The 18,806-nt window shown below is 61.5% G+C and carries 13 protein-coding genes; 8 read left to right on the top strand and 5 right to left on the bottom strand.

What is annotated here, in order from left to right:
• Positions 1-2: 2 nt before the first annotated feature.
• Positions 3-1,340: a prolyl oligopeptidase family serine peptidase gene (locus tag ACRX4W_RS09185; RefSeq protein WP_432300173.1), complete on the bottom strand. Its 1,338-nt coding sequence runs from the start codon at positions 1,338-1,340 to the stop codon at positions 3-5.
• A 490-nt stretch (positions 1,341-1,830) separates the two neighbouring features.
• On the opposite strand from ACRX4W_RS09185, the gene ACRX4W_RS09180 reads away from it, so the two are divergent.
• Positions 1,831-3,258: a PTS transporter subunit EIIC gene (locus ACRX4W_RS09180; RefSeq protein ID WP_117839937.1), complete on the top strand. Its 1,428-nt coding sequence runs from the start codon at positions 1,831-1,833 to the stop codon at positions 3,256-3,258.
• A 208-nt stretch (positions 3,259-3,466) separates the two neighbouring features.
• Positions 3,467-4,780 carry a glycoside hydrolase family 140 protein gene (locus ACRX4W_RS09175; protein WP_117839938.1) on the top strand — a complete coding sequence of 438 codons (1,314 nt, stop codon included), beginning with the start codon at positions 3,467-3,469 and terminating at the stop codon, positions 4,778-4,780.
• A 189-nt stretch (positions 4,781-4,969) separates the two neighbouring features.
• Here the strand turns inward: ACRX4W_RS09175 and mgtA are convergent, their stop codons facing one another.
• A complete protein-coding gene (gene mgtA / locus ACRX4W_RS09170) occupies positions 4,970-7,738 on the bottom strand; it encodes a magnesium-translocating P-type ATPase (protein ID WP_432300170.1) in 2,769 nt (922 codons plus the stop codon).
• Between the two features lie 435 nt (positions 7,739-8,173).
• On the opposite strand from mgtA, the gene pyrE reads away from it, so the two are divergent.
• Positions 8,174-8,854 carry an orotate phosphoribosyltransferase gene (gene pyrE / locus ACRX4W_RS09165; protein WP_117839940.1) on the top strand — a complete coding sequence of 227 codons (681 nt, stop codon included), beginning with the start codon at positions 8,174-8,176 and terminating at the stop codon, positions 8,852-8,854.
• Between the two features lie 374 nt (positions 8,855-9,228).
• Positions 9,229-9,849 carry a helix-turn-helix domain-containing protein gene (locus tag ACRX4W_RS09160; protein WP_117839941.1) on the top strand — a complete coding sequence of 207 codons (621 nt, stop codon included), beginning with the start codon at positions 9,229-9,231 and terminating at the stop codon, positions 9,847-9,849.
• A 144-nt stretch (positions 9,850-9,993) separates the two neighbouring features.
• On the opposite strand, the gene ACRX4W_RS09155 is transcribed toward ACRX4W_RS09160, so the two are convergent.
• Positions 9,994-10,848 (bottom strand): MurR/RpiR family transcriptional regulator, encoded by an 855-nt coding sequence (locus ACRX4W_RS09155; RefSeq protein ID WP_432300168.1) that lies wholly within the window; start codon positions 10,846-10,848, stop codon positions 9,994-9,996.
• 166 nt (positions 10,849-11,014) lie between these two features.
• Entirely contained in the window at positions 11,015-13,606 is a 2,592-nt protein-coding gene (locus ACRX4W_RS09150; protein WP_432300166.1) for a hypothetical protein, read from the bottom strand.
• A 114-nt stretch (positions 13,607-13,720) separates the two neighbouring features.
• Between ACRX4W_RS09150 and ACRX4W_RS09145 the strand changes: the two genes are divergently transcribed.
• From ACRX4W_RS09145 to ACRX4W_RS09130, 4 genes are all read left to right on the top strand, one after another.
• Positions 13,721-14,713: a helix-turn-helix domain-containing protein gene (locus ACRX4W_RS09145; protein ID WP_124785749.1), complete on the top strand. Its 993-nt coding sequence runs from the start codon at positions 13,721-13,723 to the stop codon at positions 14,711-14,713.
• 170 nt (positions 14,714-14,883) lie between these two features.
• Positions 14,884-16,323, top strand: a complete 1,440-nt coding sequence (locus tag ACRX4W_RS09140) for a glycoside hydrolase family 1 protein (protein WP_124785750.1) — start codon at positions 14,884-14,886, stop codon at positions 16,321-16,323.
• A 151-nt stretch (positions 16,324-16,474) separates the two neighbouring features.
• Positions 16,475-17,011, top strand: a complete 537-nt coding sequence (locus tag ACRX4W_RS09135; RefSeq protein WP_055310775.1) for a PTS sugar transporter subunit IIA — start codon at positions 16,475-16,477, stop codon at positions 17,009-17,011.
• Positions 17,012-17,247: 236 nt separating this feature from the next.
• Positions 17,248-17,805 (top strand): hypothetical protein, encoded by a 558-nt coding sequence (locus tag ACRX4W_RS09130; protein ID WP_035136614.1) that lies wholly within the window; start codon positions 17,248-17,250, stop codon positions 17,803-17,805.
• Positions 17,806-18,338: 533 nt separating this feature from the next.
• Here the strand turns inward: ACRX4W_RS09130 and ACRX4W_RS09125 are convergent.
• Positions 18,339-18,806 (bottom strand): transposase (locus tag ACRX4W_RS09125; RefSeq protein WP_432300163.1); only part of this gene is annotated, 468 nt, incomplete at its 5' end.

Raw genomic sequence — 18,806 nt, 5'->3', positions numbered from 1 at the left:
GCTTAGCGGTCGACCCCGGCCGACCACTCCCAGCAGCCCACCGGCTCGCCGTCGATGAGTACGTTGCCCCCGTCGAAGTCTTGATAACACAGGTCGTTGAATTGGTGAATCCACACGCCATGGTTGAACGTCTTCTTGGCCGAGCCGTCGGCCTCGCGATACACGCCGGTCAGGTCCTCGACATGACTAAAGTAGGTGAGGTGCACGTTGGCATCGGCATTGCGCAGGCGCGCGAACAGCGGCAGCACGGTCTGTTGCGGGTGCACGAGCTCGTCGCCCTTTGAGTGTGTAAACCACAGCGGCGTCTTGGCGAGCGCGGCCACGTCCTCGTCCGTGGCGTTGTACCACGGGGCGCAGCAGGGAAGGCCCGCGGCGAAGAAATCGGGGTAGTCGGCGCACAGGCGCAGGGTCATAAAGCCGCCGTTGGAAAGGCCGGCGACCACGATGCGGTCGGTGTCGATGCGGTCGGCATGCTCGGCGACAAACTCATCGATAAGTGCCTTGAGCACGGGGGAGTAGATGCTCTGGTTGGAGTGACCAAGCTGCTCGACGCCGTTGTCCATCCAAAACGTGGGCGACTGCGGCACGAGCACCCAGGCAAAGCCGCCAAAGTAGCGCTGGATCTGCGCCTGGCTAATGGCCGTCACGCGGTTGCCGATATAGGCGCGCGTGGCGCCTTCGCCCTGCGTGGCGCCCTTGCCCTCGCCGGCACCGTGCAGATACACCACGAGCGGTGCCTTTTGGGGCACGACTGTGGCCTCGGGCGCAAAGGGGTTGAAGCATGCCGAGTCTTCGGCCTTAAAGCTGGGCTCAAAGAAGCCGTATTCGAGCGCGATGCCGTCGACGGCGGTCTTTTGCGTTGCGTTGCTCCAGCCTTTGAGCGCGGGGCAGATGTCGCCACGGCAGGTGTTAAAGATCAGGCCGCAGGTGGGATCGTCACCGTCGTTGCCGGGAAGGGCCGCGAGCTGCGTGATGCGCAGCTGGTTATCGAGCATGCGCGAGCCCATGACGCCGCCTTCGATCTTTTTGGTCAGGCGCTGCTCGGCGACCTCGAGCGCCACATGAGTGCCCACGGCGAGCTTACGTCCGTTCTCGTCGCACGGATATGCGCGGAGAACGTCGATGTAGCCCACCGAGGGCGCGGCATGGTCGGCGCCGCGCTCCTTGCGCATCAGAACCTCGCCCGAGCGCTCGTGACGCTCTACATATATATGGAAGGTGCTTGCGTCGATATCGTTGGCGCGCACGGTGCAGGGCAGGTCGAGTACGACCTTGCTGATCCAGGGGCCAAAGTCGCCCAAGGTGGTGACGGTTGCGTAGGTACACGATTTGAGTTCCATGAGCTGCCTCCCTTGTGCCGCGAGAGCTAAACGTGTGCGGCAATACAAACTAAACATGTTTAGTTTAATGCAGATTTGTAGAACAAGCAGATGAACTCGGTAAACGGCATAATTGAACACGCAGTGAACTACTAAACATATGTTTACTAGTTTCTATCTGGGGTTTTCTTGATGGGCTAACAGGCTATCAAGAGGCAACTCAAAGTAAAATCCCACGTAAATAGCCATATATCAATACATAGGCAAAGAGACGATTTACTGCCGCTCAGATACGCTCACCCCCGATTTCCTACCGTTCACCGGACTGTAGACGGCAAAATTGCCATAAATTCGGCGCTCCGTGTAAACTAAAGCCCGTAAACGTTCAGTAAACACCTTGTTTACAAAAGCGTATCCAAGGGTTCGGCAACCGTAAGGGGTTATAGTCGCCGGGCCAAAGGCGTGCCTACGCCCAAGCGGGTAGGCACACGAAGATATGGGGAGGGGTCCCATGGCAGTAGATAACAAACAGATTGCCACCGATGTCCTCGAGCTCGTGGGCGGCGCGGAGAACGTTACCGTCGCCACCAACTGCATGACGCGCCTGCGTCTGACGCTCAAGGATAACAGCAAGGCCGACGTGGAGAAGATCAAGAAGGTGAAGGGTGTTCTGGGTTGCCAGTTCGCCGGCAGCCAGCTCCAGGTCATCATCGGCCAGAACGTGCCCAAGGTACTCGCCGAGTTCGTCGCCATTTCCGGCGTCAAGCAGGGTGAGGCCGTTGACGAGAACCTCGATGCTCCCAAGGAGAAGTTCGAGCTCAAGAACCTGCCTAACATCATCCTCGACTATCTGTCCGGCTCCATGACCCAGCTCATCCCGCTGCTCATGGCTGGCGGTCTGTTCCGCACCATCGCGGCCGTCCTCGGCCCCACCATGCTCGGTGTGCTCTCGGCCGACGACCCGACCTATACGTTCCTCTACACCACGCTGTACGAGGCAACGTTTACCTTTATCCCCATCTACCTGGGCTATGCCGCCGCTAAGAAGCTCGGCGCCTCTCCGGTTCTGGGCATGCTCCTCGGCGGCGCTCTCATGGCCCCGTCCGTCGTGAGTGTCGCGACTCAGGAGGGTGGCGGCATCATCTCCGTCTACGGCATCCAGATCGCCGCTGCCAACTATCAGCAGTCCGTCCTGCCGATTATCCTTTCGGTGCCTGTCCTCTACTTCGTCGAGAAGTTCTTTAAGAAGGTCATGCCCGACGTGCTCTCCACGGTCTTCACGCCGTTCTGCACCATGATCGTTACCATCCCCATCGCCTTCATCGTCCTCGCCCCCATCGGCAACGAGATCGGTACGCTGATCGCTAACGCGCTCTTCGGCCTTGCTGACCTTGGCGGCATCGGTATCCTGATCGTCATGGCCGTCCTCGGCGCCTTCTGGCAGCTCTTCGTGGTCTGCGGCATGCACATGCCCGTCATCCTGCTCGCTCAGGTTCAGATCATCGCTGCCGGCTACGATCCCTTCGTCTTCGTTTCCACCAACTGCGCTATGGCCGCTGTCTGGGGCTGCGCCTTCGGTGCCTTCCTCAAGATGAAGAACCCCGACGAGAAGTCCCTTGCCATCGGCTACGTCATCTCCGCTATCGCCGGCGGCGTCACCGAGCCCGCGCTCTTCGGTATCCTCATGCGCTTCCGTCGTACCATGTTCGGCATGTTCATCGGCGGTGCCATCGGCGCTGTGTTCTCCGGCCTCATGGGCGTCACCTACTACCTCGCAGGCGGTGCTTCCAACTTCCTGGTCTTCACCAACTACCTGCAGGGTGGCCAGATGAACACCGTCTGGGCTATCGTTGGTATGGCAATCTCCTTTGTCATCGCCGCTGCCGTCGTCTTTGTCTCCGGCTTCTCCAAGGAGGAGCTCGCCGAGATGGAGGCCTAAGGCCAAGCCATTCGGTCACATATGACCTCACCTACACGACAGGGCCCCGTCAGGCGTAAGCCCGGCGGGGCCCTTCTTGCAAGGTAGACTGATGGGGCGGGTGAGCTTCGCCCGCGAGGGTTTGCCAAGCGGCGGAGGCTTTCGCGCGGGGTTATCGCGAAAGCCCCCGGCGGTTCGCAAATCCTTTATCAAACGAAAGGACACGCAGATGAGTTTGGGAAAGCTGACCGTCAACGGTCGTGAGGACGGGTTTCTCTGCGACGGCAAGCCGTTCTTTTGGTTTGCCGACACGTGCTGGAGCGCATTCACGAGTATCACCGAGGCGGACTGGGACTACTATCTGACCCGCCGCGCCGAGCAGGGCATGAACGTGCTGCAGGTCAATACCCTGCCGCAGTGGGACCGCTGCCTGCCCGACCTGGGCATCTGGCCCTACGCGAGCGAGGACGGCGTGCACTTTGACTGGAGCGCGCCCAACCAGGAATACTGGGACCGCGCCCGCCGCATGTGCCAGGCGGCCGTGGAGCACGGCATTCGCCCGGCGCTCGTGCTTATGTGGTGCAACTACGTGCCCGGTACCTGGGGTGCCAAGATCGCCGAGCGTTGCGGCGCCGAGGTTATGCCGCGTGAGGAGGTCCGTGCCCACGTTGCCCGCGTCGTCGAGAACCTGGGCGAGTTCGACCCCGTCTACGTAGTGACGGGCGATACCGACTTTGCCGGTGACGAGGCGATCGTCTATTACGAGGACGCGCTCGACGAGGTCGTCAAGCGCGCGCCCGAGGCACTGCGCACCATGCATATCAACCGCGGCAATCGTACCATTCCGGCGCAGTATCTGGGCCGTCTGGACTTTTACATGTTCCAGCCCGGCCACAACTACGAGGGCCAGCCCGAGGCATGGCGTCTGCCGCAGGACTTTATCGCCAACTATCCCAAAAAGCCGATGGTCAACTCCGAGCCTTGCTACGAGCAGATGGGTGCGTCGCGCAACGTCTACTGGCGTTTTACCGCGCAGGATTGCCGCGCGAGCGTATGGTCGTCGATTCTTGCCGGCGCCAGTGCCGGCGTGACCTATGGCGCGCACGGCGTTTGGAACTGGCAGACATCGCGCAGCCAGGGTTCGGTCCTGGGCGAGGGCTTTGACATGCCCTTCCGCTGGCAAGAGTGCCTGCAGTTTGCGGGTGTGTGGGACTTTGGCGCGATCGAGCATGTGCTTGCCAGCCTAGGCGCTACTGCCGGTGACGATGCGCTTGCCGTGGTTCCGGCGCAGGAGCTGCTCGATGACGCGCGCGAGGCCATCCGTGTGGCGCGCGTTGGCGATCGCGTCGTCACGTACCTGCCGCGCACCACGGCGCTCAAGTTTAAGCTCGACGGCGCGCGTGGCTGGACGGCGACGGTCCTCGACATGGAGGACAAGCGCATCGCAAAACTGCCCGTCCGTGACAACGGTGACGGCACCGTGCGCGTGGCGCAGCATCCCTTTGAGCACGACGCTCTGGTGATCCTGACACCCGAGCGCTAACGGCTCTTCTCCAACATTTACAACCCAGTCCCTTTCATAAGGCTGCGACGGAATGGTTCCTGCATGACGGCTTTAAGCTGTCAAGGGGAGCCATTCCGCCGCACTCATTGGGGACGTACTTAAATGAGTGGTTTAACTTGAGACGGGACTTTTTGACCTCCTGATGGGTCGCGCGCCACGATTCGGGCGTCACAGCAGCTCGCCGTGGCGGGCAATGTAGCGGCGCTTTGCCAGCTGAGTGAGCGCGATGTAGGCGGTGACGATGCCGATGAGCAGCGCGAAGAAGCTCGCCGGCAGCGGCAAGAGGCCGAGCGCATCGGCGATGGGGCTTGCCGGCAGCCAGGTGACGAGCGCCAGGCCCAGTACGGTGAGAACGCACAGCGCGGGCGCGGCGTGGTCGCGCGGGCTCGGCAGGCGCGGGGAGCGCAGCATGTGGATCACGAGCGTCTGCGACCACATGGACTCGACAAACCAGCCGCTCTGGAAGAGCGCCACAAAGGCCGCCATGCCTGCGGCGTTGCCCGTCCCGGCGAGCTCGGACCAGCTTGCGCCTACGGTGGCAGGGCACACCACAAAGAAGAGCGCGGCGAAGGTTACGATGTCAAACAGCGAGCTCACGGGACCCAACTCGAGCATAAAGCCCTTAATGGACGCGGCGTCCCAGGCGCGCGGACGGGCGGTCCAGGCGTCATCGACGGTGTCCCACGGCAGCGCGATACACACGATCTCGTAGACCAGCGACAGCAACACCAGCTGCAGGGCGCTCATGGGCAAAAACGGCAGGAACAGGCTCGCGACGGTCACGGACAGTACGTTGCCAAAGTTGGAGCTCACCGTGGTCTTGAGGTACTTGAGCAGGTTGCCGTAGGTGCGGCGGCCTTCGATGATGCCGCGCTCGAGCACACCCAGGTCCTTCTGAAGCAAGATGATATCGGCGGATTCCTTGGCGATGTCGACGGCCGAATCGACCGAGATGCCGCAGTCGCTCGCGCGCATGGCGGCGGCGTCGTTGATGCCGTCGCCCATAAAGCCCACGGTGTGGCCGAGCAGCTCGCGCATGACGCGCACCAGACGCGCCTTCTGCAGCGGCGAGAGCTTGGCGAAGAGGTGGGTGTGCTCGGCGCGCTCGGCAAGCTCGGCGTCATCGAGCGCATCGATCTCGGAGCCCAGCAAGACATTGCTCGCGTCGATACCGATCTGCTCGCAGACGGTGGCGGCGACGCGATCGTTGTCGCCGGTCAGGACCTTGACCGCCACGCCCTTGGCCTCGAGGGTGGCGACGGCGCCCGCGGCACTCGCCTTGGGCGGATCGAGGAAGGCCAAAAAGCCCATCAGCACCATGTCGCACTCGTCGGCGATGCCAAACTCGCCCACGCAGCGCGGATTGGTCTTCTGCGCCACGGCAATCACGCGCAGGCCCTCGGCGTTAAGTCCGGCGACCTGCTTTCGAATCTGGGCGAGCCTCTCGTCGGTGAGCGGCTGAGCGATGCCATCGACCTCGACAAAGGAGCAGATCTCGAGCATTTCCTCGGCAGCGCCCTTGGTAACCATCTGGGTTTTGCCTTGGGCGTCGGCGACAACTACGCTCAGGCGACGGCGCGAGAAATCGAAGGGCACCTCGTCGACCTTGGTATAGCGGTCGCGCAGGCTCTGGCCCAGCATGGAATCGGGCACGACGGTCGAGGGCGTCACATCGGCACGGTCGATGACGGCCAGGTCGATAAGGTTTTTGAGGCCGGTCTGGAAGAAGCTGTTCAAAAACGCATGGCGCAGCACGCGTGCATCCTCGTTGCCGTCGGTGTTGAGGTAGCGCTCGAGCACGATGCGGTCCTCGGTGAGGGTGCCGGTCTTGTCGCAGCACAGGACGTCCATCGCGCCGAGGTTTTGGATCGCCGGCAGTTCCTTGACGATAACCTGGCGACGGGCGAGGTCCTTGGCGCCCTGCGACAGGCTCGTGGTCACGATGACGGGAAGCATCTGCGGCGTGATGCCCACGGCCACGCTCGTGGCGAACAACAGCGCATCGATGACGTTGCCCTTGGTGGCGGCGTTGATGGCAAAGACCGCCGGCGCCATAACGAGCATGAGGCGCACGAGCAGCATGGAGACGCTCGAGACGCAGCGGTCAAACGCGCTCTTCTCGCCGCGCCCGTTGAGCATCTTGGCGATGCCGCCCAGGTATGTGTCCGAGCCGGTGGCAACGACGAGTGCCATGGCGGTGCCGTTTTGCACGGAGGTGCCGGTAAAGACGATGTTCTTGCAGGCAGACAGCGGCAACGCGGAGCTGTCGGCGCCCTCAATGACAGCTGCGGCAGAGGTCTTCTCGACGGCCTCGCTCTCGCCCGTGAGCGCGGACTCGATCACAAACAGGTCGCGCGCGGTGATGATGCGGGCATCGGCCGGCACCATATCGCCGGCAGAGAGACGGATCACATCGCCGGGGACGAGCTCGTCGAAGGGGATTTCGAGGCGCTCGTCGTCGCGCAGGGCGCAGCAGGTGTTAGAGACCAGGTCCTTGAGGGCCTCGGCCGCATTGCCGCTGCGGGCTTCCTGGATAAACTTCATGCCGCCCGATACCAGCAACATGATGCCGATGACGATGACCGTGGAGGGGTCGCGCTGCGGCTCGGGCACGGCGAGCACGTCGATGTAGAGCGAGACCAGCGCGAGCGCGGCGAGGATGCCGGCGAAGGGGTCAACGAATGCGTCGGCGATGCGGCGCACAAGCGTCTTGGTCGGCGCCTCGATGGTGTTGGGGCCGACGGCGTTCAGGCGCTCGGCGGCATGCTCGGCAGTGAGTCCGTCGGCCGTGGCGTCGAGCAGCACGAGGGCGTCCTCGGCGCTATGGGTGGCGGCGAATATGATGTTCTTGGACATGCCGGCGCGAGCGGCGGGGCGCGCCGTGCGGCGGCGCTTGGAGATGGCTTCGAGTACCGTGGCGGTTTTGAGCATCAGCATAGGGTCCTCCTTGTTGAAGGGAGTTAGCGTACGTGTCGTATTTGCTTCAAAAAACCTAGATGTCGCTCACGTCATGCTTTCAAACCACCACAAAGGGACAGGCACCTTTGTGGTGGTTTTGACGATCGGTTAGTGGCGCTTATGCGTGCGCGGAATCCTCGCGGCGTGCCGAGGGCGACATGCAGGTTTTTCGACTATGGCTGCCTTCCATGGCACACCCCCTTAAGGCCGGGCGCGGCGCGCTTTGGGTATCTCGTACCCGTTTTAATCCGCCCGTATTTTTGATGAGGGGGTTTGCCGTGTCAACCCCTTTGTTTGGAAAACCATTGCCCCTGACAAAGCCTTTACAGAATGCTGAGGCCCCAAAGCGCGCCCGCAACGCGCCTTGCCTGCGCTAAACTGGAAGACACGTACGCGATTACGAGAGGAGCCCGCATGGAGGCTTACAAGCAAGAGTTCATCAAGTTTATGGTCGAGTCCGATGTTCTTAAGTTCGGCAGCTTTACGCTCAAGAGCGGCCGTCAGTCCCCGTTCTTTATGAACGCCGGCGCTTACGTGACGGGCTATCAGCTCAAGAAGCTGGGCGAGTATTACGCCCAGGCCATTCACGATAACTTTGGCGACGACTTCGACGTGCTGTTTGGACCGGCCTACAAGGGCATTCCGCTGGCCGTCGTGACCGCCATTGCCTACCACGAGCTGTACGGCAAGGAGGTCAAGTACTGCTGTGACCGCAAGGAGGCCAAGGACCACGGTGCCGACAAGGGCAACCTTTTGGGCTATGAGCCCCAGGACGGCGACCGCGTGATTATGGTCGAGGATGTCACCACCTCCGGCAAGTCCATCGACGAGACCTACCCCAAGGTCAAGGCTGCTGCCGATGTCGAGATCAAGGGCCTTATCGTTTCCCTCAACCGCATGGAGGTCGGCAAGGGTGGCGTGACCACCGCGCAGAAGGAGATCGAGGCCAAGTACGGTTTCCCCGTCGCGAGCATCGTCTCCATGGCCGAGGTCGTCGAGACCCTCTACAACCACGAGATCGACGGCAAGGTCGTCATCGATGACGAGCTCAAGGCCGCTATCGACGCCTACTACGAGCAGTACGGAGTTAAGTAGGTTACGGCGTTTTACCAAACGCCGTAACCGGCCGACGCTGCGCGGGCCGCATTTGGACAATCTGACGTTCAACTTCAAGGGCGCGACCAGAAGGTCAGCGCCCTTTCGTTTCACGTCACCTTGTCTCAAATGCGGCCCGCTCGCTGTCGTTGCCAAGACATCGGCACTCCCGTTGCTGGCGATGCGGCATCTGGGGACACTCCTGATGTAGTCATTGGGGACGTTCTTAAATGACTACTTAGGATGAGCGTCCAAAATCCGCGCTCGTTCGATTGGCGCATGTCTACGCAGCGTAGGTTGTCGAGCCTGGCCTTCAAATGGATACTGACTGTCGAACCGGTTCACTCCATTTCTTCAATTTGATTGGACAGCCCATGAACCAGACACGGCAAACCAATGCCTCCCATACTTTTTTGGCAGCGCATGCCATTAAGCAGCTGCGCGAAGAGCGCGGCCTCACCCAGCGCGCCCTGGCGGAAAGCCTTGGTGTGACCGATAAAGCCGTCAGCAAGTGGGAATCCGGCCGCGGCCTTCCCGACATTTCCCTCGTTGAGCCTTTGGCCCAGAGACTCGGCATAAGCGTGGCTGAGCTTTTGGCTGGTGACATTCGGGCCAACGCCAACCGTGCAGGCAATATGCTCAAAGGCGTCTTTTACGTTTGCCCTATCTGCGGAAACGTTGTGCACGCGCTCGGAGAAGGCAGCTTTAGCTGCTGTGGCTCCACGATGTTTCCCCAGGAGGCCGAAGAGCCGGACGCGGACCACGCCTTTTCCATCGAGCGCATCGAGGACGATTGGTACGTCACGCTCGATCATCCCATGACCAAGGATCACTACATTAGCTTTGTGGCATATGCGACTATGGACGGCGTCTGCTTTAAGAAGCTCTATCCAGAGCAATCGGTGCAGCCGCGCTTCCATATTACCGGGCGCGGCAGGATATATCTTTACTGCAACCAACACGGGCTCTTTACGTCGCTGACGCCTCGCAAATAACGGCTGTCTATCCGCCCTCCTCATGCGTTTCCCAGGGGACCCAAAATGAGCGTGGATAATCTCCCGGTTTTGGCCTGTGTGCGGGCTCAAAGTGGGAGATTATCCACGCTCGTTATCTGAGTGTCCAAAAATCCACGCTCGTCGTTACTTGAGCCCGGGCAGGCGGGTGTAGGGAAACGACCGCTCGAGGAACTCGGAACAGCGGGCGTAATCTTTGGCAAAGTAGCTGCTGTAGAGCGAATCGAGCACGTATTGCACGGCGATGTGGCTGGCGAACTGCGTGATGCGGTGCGTCATACTCTCGTGGTCGCTCACCATGAGATAGGCGGCAAAGCCGGGGTGAATGCGGGCGCAGTACGGTGTGCCGATGACGATGACCGGGACGCGTCGACTGCTGAGGATCGGCAAGATCTCCCTGAGGTTGGGGGCAAGGCCGCTGTAGGAGATGACAATCGCCACATGGTCGGGGCCCGAGGCGAGCGCCGTACGCACCTGCGCCTCGACGCTGCCGTAGCACGTCGCGCTTTTACCGGCGGAAAGCAAGCGATCGCGGAACATTCCCGCTGGATACAGGTTATGCGAGCCCGTGTAGATGTCCACGGTGTCGGCGCGCATGACGAGCTTGGCGGCGTAGTCGAGCTGTGCGGGGTCGAGCAGTTCCTGCGTTTCGGCCAAGGTGGTCTGGTAGAGCCCCTCCGTGCGCTCCATTACCTGTGCGGGGGTGGAGGTGGCATCGAAGGGAAAGTTGATGTCCACGTCGCGCCGATTGCCCGCCTCGGTCGCCTGGCGGATGAGCTCGACCTTGAGGTCTTTGAATCCCTCGAGGCCGAGCTTTTTGCAAAAGCGGTGCACGCTCGCGACCGAAACGTTGGCGCACGCGGCAAATTCCTTAATGGAAAGCCCGCGCACATCCTCGCCCATGGCGAGGGCCGTTTGCCCAAGTTGTTGCTCGGTGGGGGTGAGGCTTTTGCCCTGCGTGATCTTTCGCCTGATATCCATATGGCTCCTATGCGTTTGCGTCGCGATAAACCAATCATAACGATAAATAAAACGTTCGGCTTGGCTGGGAGTTTTGGTCCGCCGGTCTATGAACGACGGACCGCTCGACGCCGTGCGGGCTCAACATGGGGGCACTGTCCTTGTTGGGCCGTTTGCGCCCGGGGCGTTACCCGAGCACACGTACGGGCCCCAAGAGGCCGCTGGGCTCGGAGGGCTCGGTCATGCCGAATATGTCGGGGACGGCGTGATCGAGGGTGTTGATGATGTCGATCGTAAGCGCGTGCTCACCGGCCAAAAGCGCGCCGACCTCAAAGCGGTAAGGCGGACAGATACGGGTGCCGAGGGATTTGCCGTCGAGGGCGACGGTTGCGGTCTCAAAGACCTCGCCAAGGTCGATGACGGTGCTGGTGACCGCTTCGCCCAGGACAAAGGAGGCCTGGTAGCGGAATGTGCCGGCCTTGCCGGGGAACTCGGCCGAGGAAAGGTCGTGCAGGTCTGCAAGCTCAACAGGCTCGCCAAAGGCATCGGTGCCAGGGGCAGAGAAGGCAACCGCCCAGGGCCCGTCGATGCATGCGGCTTCGTCTCCAACGGTTGCCGCGCCGGCGGAACCTGTAGCCCCAAGGACCACGATGCAGCTCTCGTAGGGAGCCAACTCGAGCGTGCCGTCAAAGGCGGCGGGCTCGGTGCCGTTGAGCAGGTCGAGGCGCGCGCCTGCAACGGGTGCGCCGTCGGCAAGCGCAACCTGAGTGGAGATACCCTGCTTGGGATGCTCGTTGACGAGCATCAGATAGCTCTCGCCCGCCCGCTCGTAGCGCAGTGCGCGCAGCCAGGGCTGGGGCTCGGCGCAAACCACGGTCTGCATGCCGGTATTGGCAAGTGTGCCTGCGAGCCCGGTGGTCGCCAGGAGTTTGATGCCGGCGAGCGCGGTTGCATCCAGGGAGGCAAAGCCCTCGCGGCCTGCAGTGTCGCCGTCGTAGCGCTTGTTCGGCAACTTATCCAGCGCGTACACGGCAACGCCCGCGGCTGCGGCGCGCGCGGCAAAGTCGAGCACGGCTCCGCCGACAAACTCGGCTCCGGGCATCACCAGGCAGCGGTATGCCTGGCCGTTCACGCTAAAGCCGCTACCGTCTGCGGCAATTTCAACGGCATAGCGCCCTGCGTCCTCAAATGCCTCTGCTGGCACGATGTCAAAGTCGACCTGCGCGCGCATAAGCTCGGAGGCGGCATGCTGCATAAAGTTCGCCTCGCCTGCCCACTCGGCGTCCGCATGGTAGAGAAGCGCCGCCGGGGTCGTTGCACGCCCGCCGCTCAGCAGACTCGCCGTACGGTTCATGTAGCTCATGAGCTGCCCAAAGTGTGCAAACTGGGGGTTTTGGCCATGCGCATAGAAATGCGGCGGGCAGTCCCAGTCGGGGAAGGCGGCCATGCTAAAGGCATGCGGCACAAACCAATTGACGCCGCGCACCAAAAAATGATCGGCGATCCACTTCATCTCGCGCAGGCCTTCGTGCCATCCAAATGCGCCAAAGACCTCGGCCATGCAGCGCCCCTGCTTTTTGGGGTCGAGGTGTGCTGCCGAGGAGCCCAGCTTGGGCAGCACGTAGTTATAGAACTCGAGGTCCCATACGCCGCGTCCGTAGCTGTGAAGGCCGCGGTCCATGCCGGGTACCAGCTGGTTGATCACGATGTCGACGCCCGCCATGTCCTGACCGCCCACGGCGCGGAAGTAGTGCCCGGCGCCCACGCCCAGGCGCGCGTGGCAGTCCTTGTCCTCGATAACGTGGCCGATGTACTGCACGCCGCGCGCGCGGCACCAGTCTCCGAGCTGGTCGCAGAAGCACTCCTTATAGAGGGTGCTCGCGATGTCCATATAGACGTGGCGTACGTGCGCGCCGGCCGGCTCGCGGTCCCACAGGTGCGGGAGCTCGGCCAGGTAGCGCTCGCCCAGTGCAGCGCGTAGGCGACGCTCAAGCTCGGCCGACCAGGGTAGGGGCGCGGTGGCCTTGCCGATGAGCGTGTCCGAGATGCCATCGGGGCCCGTGGTGCCCTTCTCGTTGGCAAATCCGGGCTCATCGGAGAAAAAGCCCAGGATCGTCTTGCCAAACTCATCGCCCAGATGCTCAAAATGCGGCTCGTAGACAGCATCGATGAGCTGCGCCACCGAGGCGCGGTCGACCATATTGATGTAGTCCTCGTTGTAGGAGGTCTTGCCGCTCGTGAACATCACGCATGCCTGCGTGAGGCCCGCAGGTGCATCGAAGACCAGGCGGCTGGGGTTGCCGTCTGCATCGTCGATTACTCGGTAAGCGACGTCGACGGGGCTGCCGTCCTGCATAAATGTCACGCCGTAGAAGCGCTCCGTTTTGTCGAGCATGTTGGCGAGCGCGATGCTCGCGGCGGACGTGGGGCCCACGATGTCGAACGTGCGGTGCGTGAGCACGATCTTGCGGAGCTCGGGCACGGCCTCCTCGACGGCGCCGTTGGCAAAGCCCGTGGGGAAGTGCGCATCGTCCAAGATCCAGAGCTTAAGGCCCAGCTGCTTGCACTCGTCAATGACAAAGCGCAAGTCGCGCCACCAGCCCTCGCCGCAAAAATCGGGGTGTGGGCGGCTTTCGAGACAGACCTCGTGGATGTCGGCGCCGGCGATCTTTTCCAGATACTCGGCAATGGTCTTATGGCTCTCGCCCTTCATCCACAAAAACGGAAGCACGTGGTTGTCGTATGTGCCCTCGAGCACCTGCTGATAGTACGCGGTCATGGATCCTCCTTGGCTCGATCGGTCTGCTGCATAGCACAGATTATGGACGCGTCGGCGCGTTCTGCTAATATCTGAATCACGACGAACTATGACCAAATCAACGATTGGCAAGCCATGGAGATCGACGAGCTCGAGCGTAGGCTCAGCGAACTGAGCACCAGTGAGATCGCTTATAAAGACGGCATGGCATTTGATTGGTCGATTATGACCGAGCATGTCGAAATCGACGGATGCCCAGTGCGCAAGATTGGGCAGCCAGGGTTTGCCTATGCCCAGCCCGGCATGCCGCGTGGCCTGACGATAAGGAAAAACTCGCGCTTTAATGCAGTTCCCGAGCACGTGCATGATTACGTGGAGATGAGCTATGTGTATCGCGGGCGCTGCCCGCAGACGGTGGCGGGGGAGAGGCTCGAGTTGCGCCGCAACGAGGTGCTTTTGCTCGACGCCCTTTGCCCTCATGCCGTGGCGGCGCTCGGCGAGGACGACATCATGCTGAGCATGACCGTTTCACGCTCTTTTTTGCGCCGGAGTCTCGAGTCGAGCCTCTCGCGCGAGAGCGCGGTCTCGCGGTTTTTGTTCAACGCGCTCAACAGCGAGACGGACCATCGGGGCCATGTCCGTTTTCATTGCGGCGAGAGCCGTCGGATTCGGCGCTACATGCAGGAGATGCTCTGCGAGCTGTACGACCCGAGCCCCAACGGTTCCGAGATCGTCCTGCGTCTGTTTCAGCTGTTTTTGGCCGAGCTCATGGATTGCTACGAGCGCGAGCTGGTGCGCGGCGCGGCGGACGGCGCGGCGGGGCCCACTGCCCTGGTGACGGGAATGCTTGGCTATATCGATCGCGAATTCGCTGCATGCTCCCTCGAGGGGATGGCGGCGGAGTTTGGCTTGAGCCCTAATTATGCGACGGCGCTCCTCAAGCGACATGTGGGCAAGACCTTTAGGCAACTTGTGCAGGAGCGACGCCTGGTGCGTGCGGCCGAGCTTCTGCGCGGTGGCGCCACGGCCGGGGCGGCTGCGCATGCGGTGGGCTATGAAAACATGAGCTTCTTCTACCGTAAGTTTCACGACAAGTATGGCTGTACCCCCGCGGCATACCGCCGGTAAGCGCGGGGCGGATCGTCTTCGCTCCTTCGGTGTCAAAAAGTTTCAGCTGCAGCGCTGTTGCAGCGCGCGTCTGCGAAAAGAAGTGTCCAAATCGGCGCCTTCGCCCTGGCCTGGAGCGACTCGGCGGCATACTCGTTTCATCAGCAACACGCATGAGCGAGGAGACACTTATGGGATTCCCCGAGGGTTTCTATTGGGGTGGCGCTACCGCCGCCAATCAGTTTGAGGGCGCTTGGAACGTGGACGGCCGCGGTCCGTCGGTCGACGACCACTTCTTGGGCGGCAGCTACAAGGAGCCGCGCCAGATTACGATCGACATCGACCCTAATCGCTTCTACCCCAACCATGACGGTATCGACTTTTACCATCACTACGAGGAGGACATCGCGCTGTTCGCCGAGATGGGCTTTACCATGTTCCGCATGTCCATCTCTTGGAGCCGCATCTTCCCCAACGGCGACGACGCCGAGCCCAACGAGGCCGGCCTCGCCTTCTACGACCGCGTCTTCGACTGCCTGCGCGCTCACAATATCGAGCCGCTCGTGACCCTGTCGCACTACGAGATGCCCTATCACCTGGTCGAGAAATACAACGGCTGGGCGAGCCGCGAGCTCATCGGCTTCTTTGAGAAGTACTGCCAGACCGTCTTCGACCGCTATCAGGACAAGGTCAAGTTCTGGCTCACCTTCAACGAGATCAACTGCGGCACTCAGGACATGGGCAACCTCTTTGAGACCAGCATGATTCAGGGCTTTGAGGGCCCGGCTTCGGCGGTCCATGCTACGCCGCAGGCTCGTATGCAGGCGCTGCATCACCAGTTTGTCGCCAGCGGCCGCGTCGTGCGCTATGCCCACGAGCATTACCCGCAGTTTAAGATGGGCAACATGGACTGCTTCATCCTCTCCTATGCCGCCACGTGCGATCCGGCCGACGTGTTCGCCACGCAGCAGGAGATGAATACCATGAACTGGTACTGCTCCGACGTGCAGGTGCGCGGCAAGTATCCGTTCTATGCCAAGCGCTTCTGGGCCGAGAACGATGTCGAGCTTGTGATGGAGGACGGTGACCTGCAGGATATCGCCGACGGCAAGGTCGACTTCTACACCTTTAGCTACTACATGTCCGGCACCGTGGGCACCCACAAGGATCACGAGATGACCGAGGGCAACATGACCTTTGGCGGCAAGAATCCCTATCTGGAGTCCACCGACTGGGGCTGGCAGATCGATCCGCTGGGTCTGCGCATCGCCCTCAACGAGATTTACGCCCGCTACGAGATTCCGCTGATGGTGGTCGAGAATGGCATGGGCGCCTACGATGAGGTCGAGGAGGACGGTTCCATCCACGACCCGTACCGCATCGCCTACTTGCAGAGCCACATCAAGGCCATGGGCGAGGCCATTGCCGACGGCGTCGACCTGATCGCCTACACCTGGTGGGGTCCCATCGACCTGGTGTCCGCCGGCACCGGCGAGATGCGCAAGCGCTATGGCTTCATCCACGTCGATAAGTACGACGACGGCACCGGTACCTACGAGCGCCGCCGCAAGGACAGCTTCTACGCCTACCAGAAGATCATCAAGTCCAACGGTGCCGAGGGCCTGGATTAATCGACAATATGAGCGCCACTGGGGAAAAGGTTTTGGGAAGGGCTTGGAAGGGCTTGCGATTCGAACCCTCACCTTAGTATTTTGGCCATTTGGCACTATAATCACCATAGGCATGCGCAAAACGTTGCGCTTAATCAAGAGGAGAAATCGTATGGGTCTGTTTGACATGTTCAAGAAGAAGGCTGAGCCCGCGGCTGCCGCTGCTCCGGCCTCCATCTCTGCTTCTGCCGGCGCCGACGTGCTGTGCTCGCCCGTCAAGGGCAAGGTCATCAAGATGGCCGACGTGCCCGATCCCGTCTTTGGTGGCGAGGTCCTGGGCAAGGGCTGTGCCGTGTGGCCCGAGGACGATCTGGTCTACGCTCCCTGCGACGGCAAGGTGACCGTCACCATGGGTCACGCCGTGGGCCTACAGTCCGATAGCGGCATCGAGGTTCTGGTGCACGTTGGCGTCGATACCGTCAACATGAACGGCGATGGCTTCGAGGGCTTCGTCAAGGCCGACGACGTCGTGAAGGCCGGCCAGCCCATGCTCAAGATCGACCGCGCCAAGATCGCCGCCGCCGGCTACAAGGACTGCGTCGTCGTGGCCGTGTCCAACACCGCCGAGTTTGCCGATGTCGAGCTCGCCGTCGAGGCCGACTCCGCTGTCGCCGCCGGTGACGCCATCGTTAAGGTCGTCCGCAAGTAAACTGCGGCATCATAAGGATGTGCAAGGGTGGTCGGGTTGTCCGGCCACCTTTTTTATTGCACCGCGGGGAAGCGTTTTATTGCACGTTGGGCGGGCTCGCAAACCGTTCGGACGCTAAAACGAACCGACCGCGCCTTCGTGCCGTCGAGGGTGTTAATAAGTTGATAGTATGGGCTTACTTTTTACAACGTGCGCCGCGTCTGGGAAGCGCGGTGCCGCTCATTGGGAGGAACAACATGAAAAAGAAGCTGCTGCTTGCGCCCCTCATGGCCGTCTTGGTTGCATGCGTGGTCGTGCTTTCCGGCTGTGGAGGTCCTTCGGTCGAGGAACTCATCACCGAGGATCTTACGACGCAGTTTGACGAGGTCAAGAACGGTGGCGACGACTTCCTCTCTGGTCTGGAGGAGGCTTCGGGCGACGAGTTCGAGCAGCTGGGTATCGATCCCAAGGAGTACGCCAAGACCTATCTCGAGGGCTTTGACTACAAGATCGGCGACGTGACGGTCGACGAGGACAAGGGTGTCGCGACCGCCGAGGTCTCTATCACCTGCAAGTCTATGAACAAGATCGTCGAGGACTTCTCCACTCAGTATCAGGAGAAGGTCGCTGCGCTTGACACGGTTCCTTCCGATGACGAGCTGTACAAGATGGCCGGTCAGGTTATGGTCGATGTGACCAAGGCCACCGAGCCCAGGAAGACCACGGTTATCTTCAAGTACACCTGCAACGACGACGGCGAGTGGTCTGCCGATGACTCCGTCAACTCCGAGATGATGGATGCAATGCTGAGCTAGTTTGTTGCGGCGTTTTACCAAACGCCGCAACTGCTCGACGCTGCGCGGGCACCAGAGCGACAACTTGTCATTCAAAGAGGACGGCATGACCAGAAGGTCAATGCCCTGCCTTTTTCATGCCAACTTGTTCGCTCTGGTGCCCGCTCGCTGTCCGTCCTCTACCTGCGGCGTTGTCATGGTAGTCATTGGGGCGGCACTTGGGGACGTTCCTTTTAATATGAGCAGGACATTGTCAAGAGGCAAAATCGGGCCTGGCCCCAACGATATGGGGTCAGGCCCTCTCCCTATATCAACCCGTCCGCGGCGACCTCGGCGTGTCTTACCGACGCTCGTCTTTGCAGTTTAATATCCGCCCGTGGCGATCTCTCGCTGGGCAATCCGTTGCTACGGCTGAGGCTTCTACGTCGAACCGACAGTCTGTGCACGCGTGTGGCGCCCTGGGCGCTCGCAGAAAAGGGACCTGAGGTTCGCCTCAACGGCTTCGGATCGAACCGCTTCCGGGGTGACTGGCTTATGTTCGGGGGACCGCCCCCCTATGCCTCCTCGGCCATGAGGCCGACCGCCCACACCCAGCAGGCGAGCTCGCGCGCCGTGGCCACGTTCGCCTTGTTGCCGTGCACCCCGCGCGCGAGCAGCGCCTCCCGCCTCTCGACCAGCCTCCGCACGCCCTTGGCGGCATGCCTCCGGGCGGCCGGGTCCGGGGCCTGGCCCTTGGCGAGGTCCTTCGGCCGCCCGGAGCACGTCAGGTAGTGCCACGCGGCCTCGACCAGCGTCTTTCTCAGGTGCTTGTTGCCGGCCTTGGTGATCGCGCCCCTGCGGTCGCTCTCCCCGCTGGAGTGCTCGGAGGGCGTCAGGCCGACCCACGCGGCGAACGAGCGGGCGTTCCTGAACCTGGAGAACTCGCCGGCCTCGAACACGAGGTCGGTGTTAGCGTCAATATATTTTTCACCATTTTCACCAACGTATTTTCGCCAATCGCGCCAACGCGGATGCGCCGGATT

It is taken from the genome of Collinsella aerofaciens (genome assembly GCF_964283865.1).
Lineage (GTDB): Bacteria > Actinomycetota > Coriobacteriia > Coriobacteriales > Coriobacteriaceae > Collinsella.
This window is presented reverse-complemented; position numbering and strand designations above follow the sequence as displayed.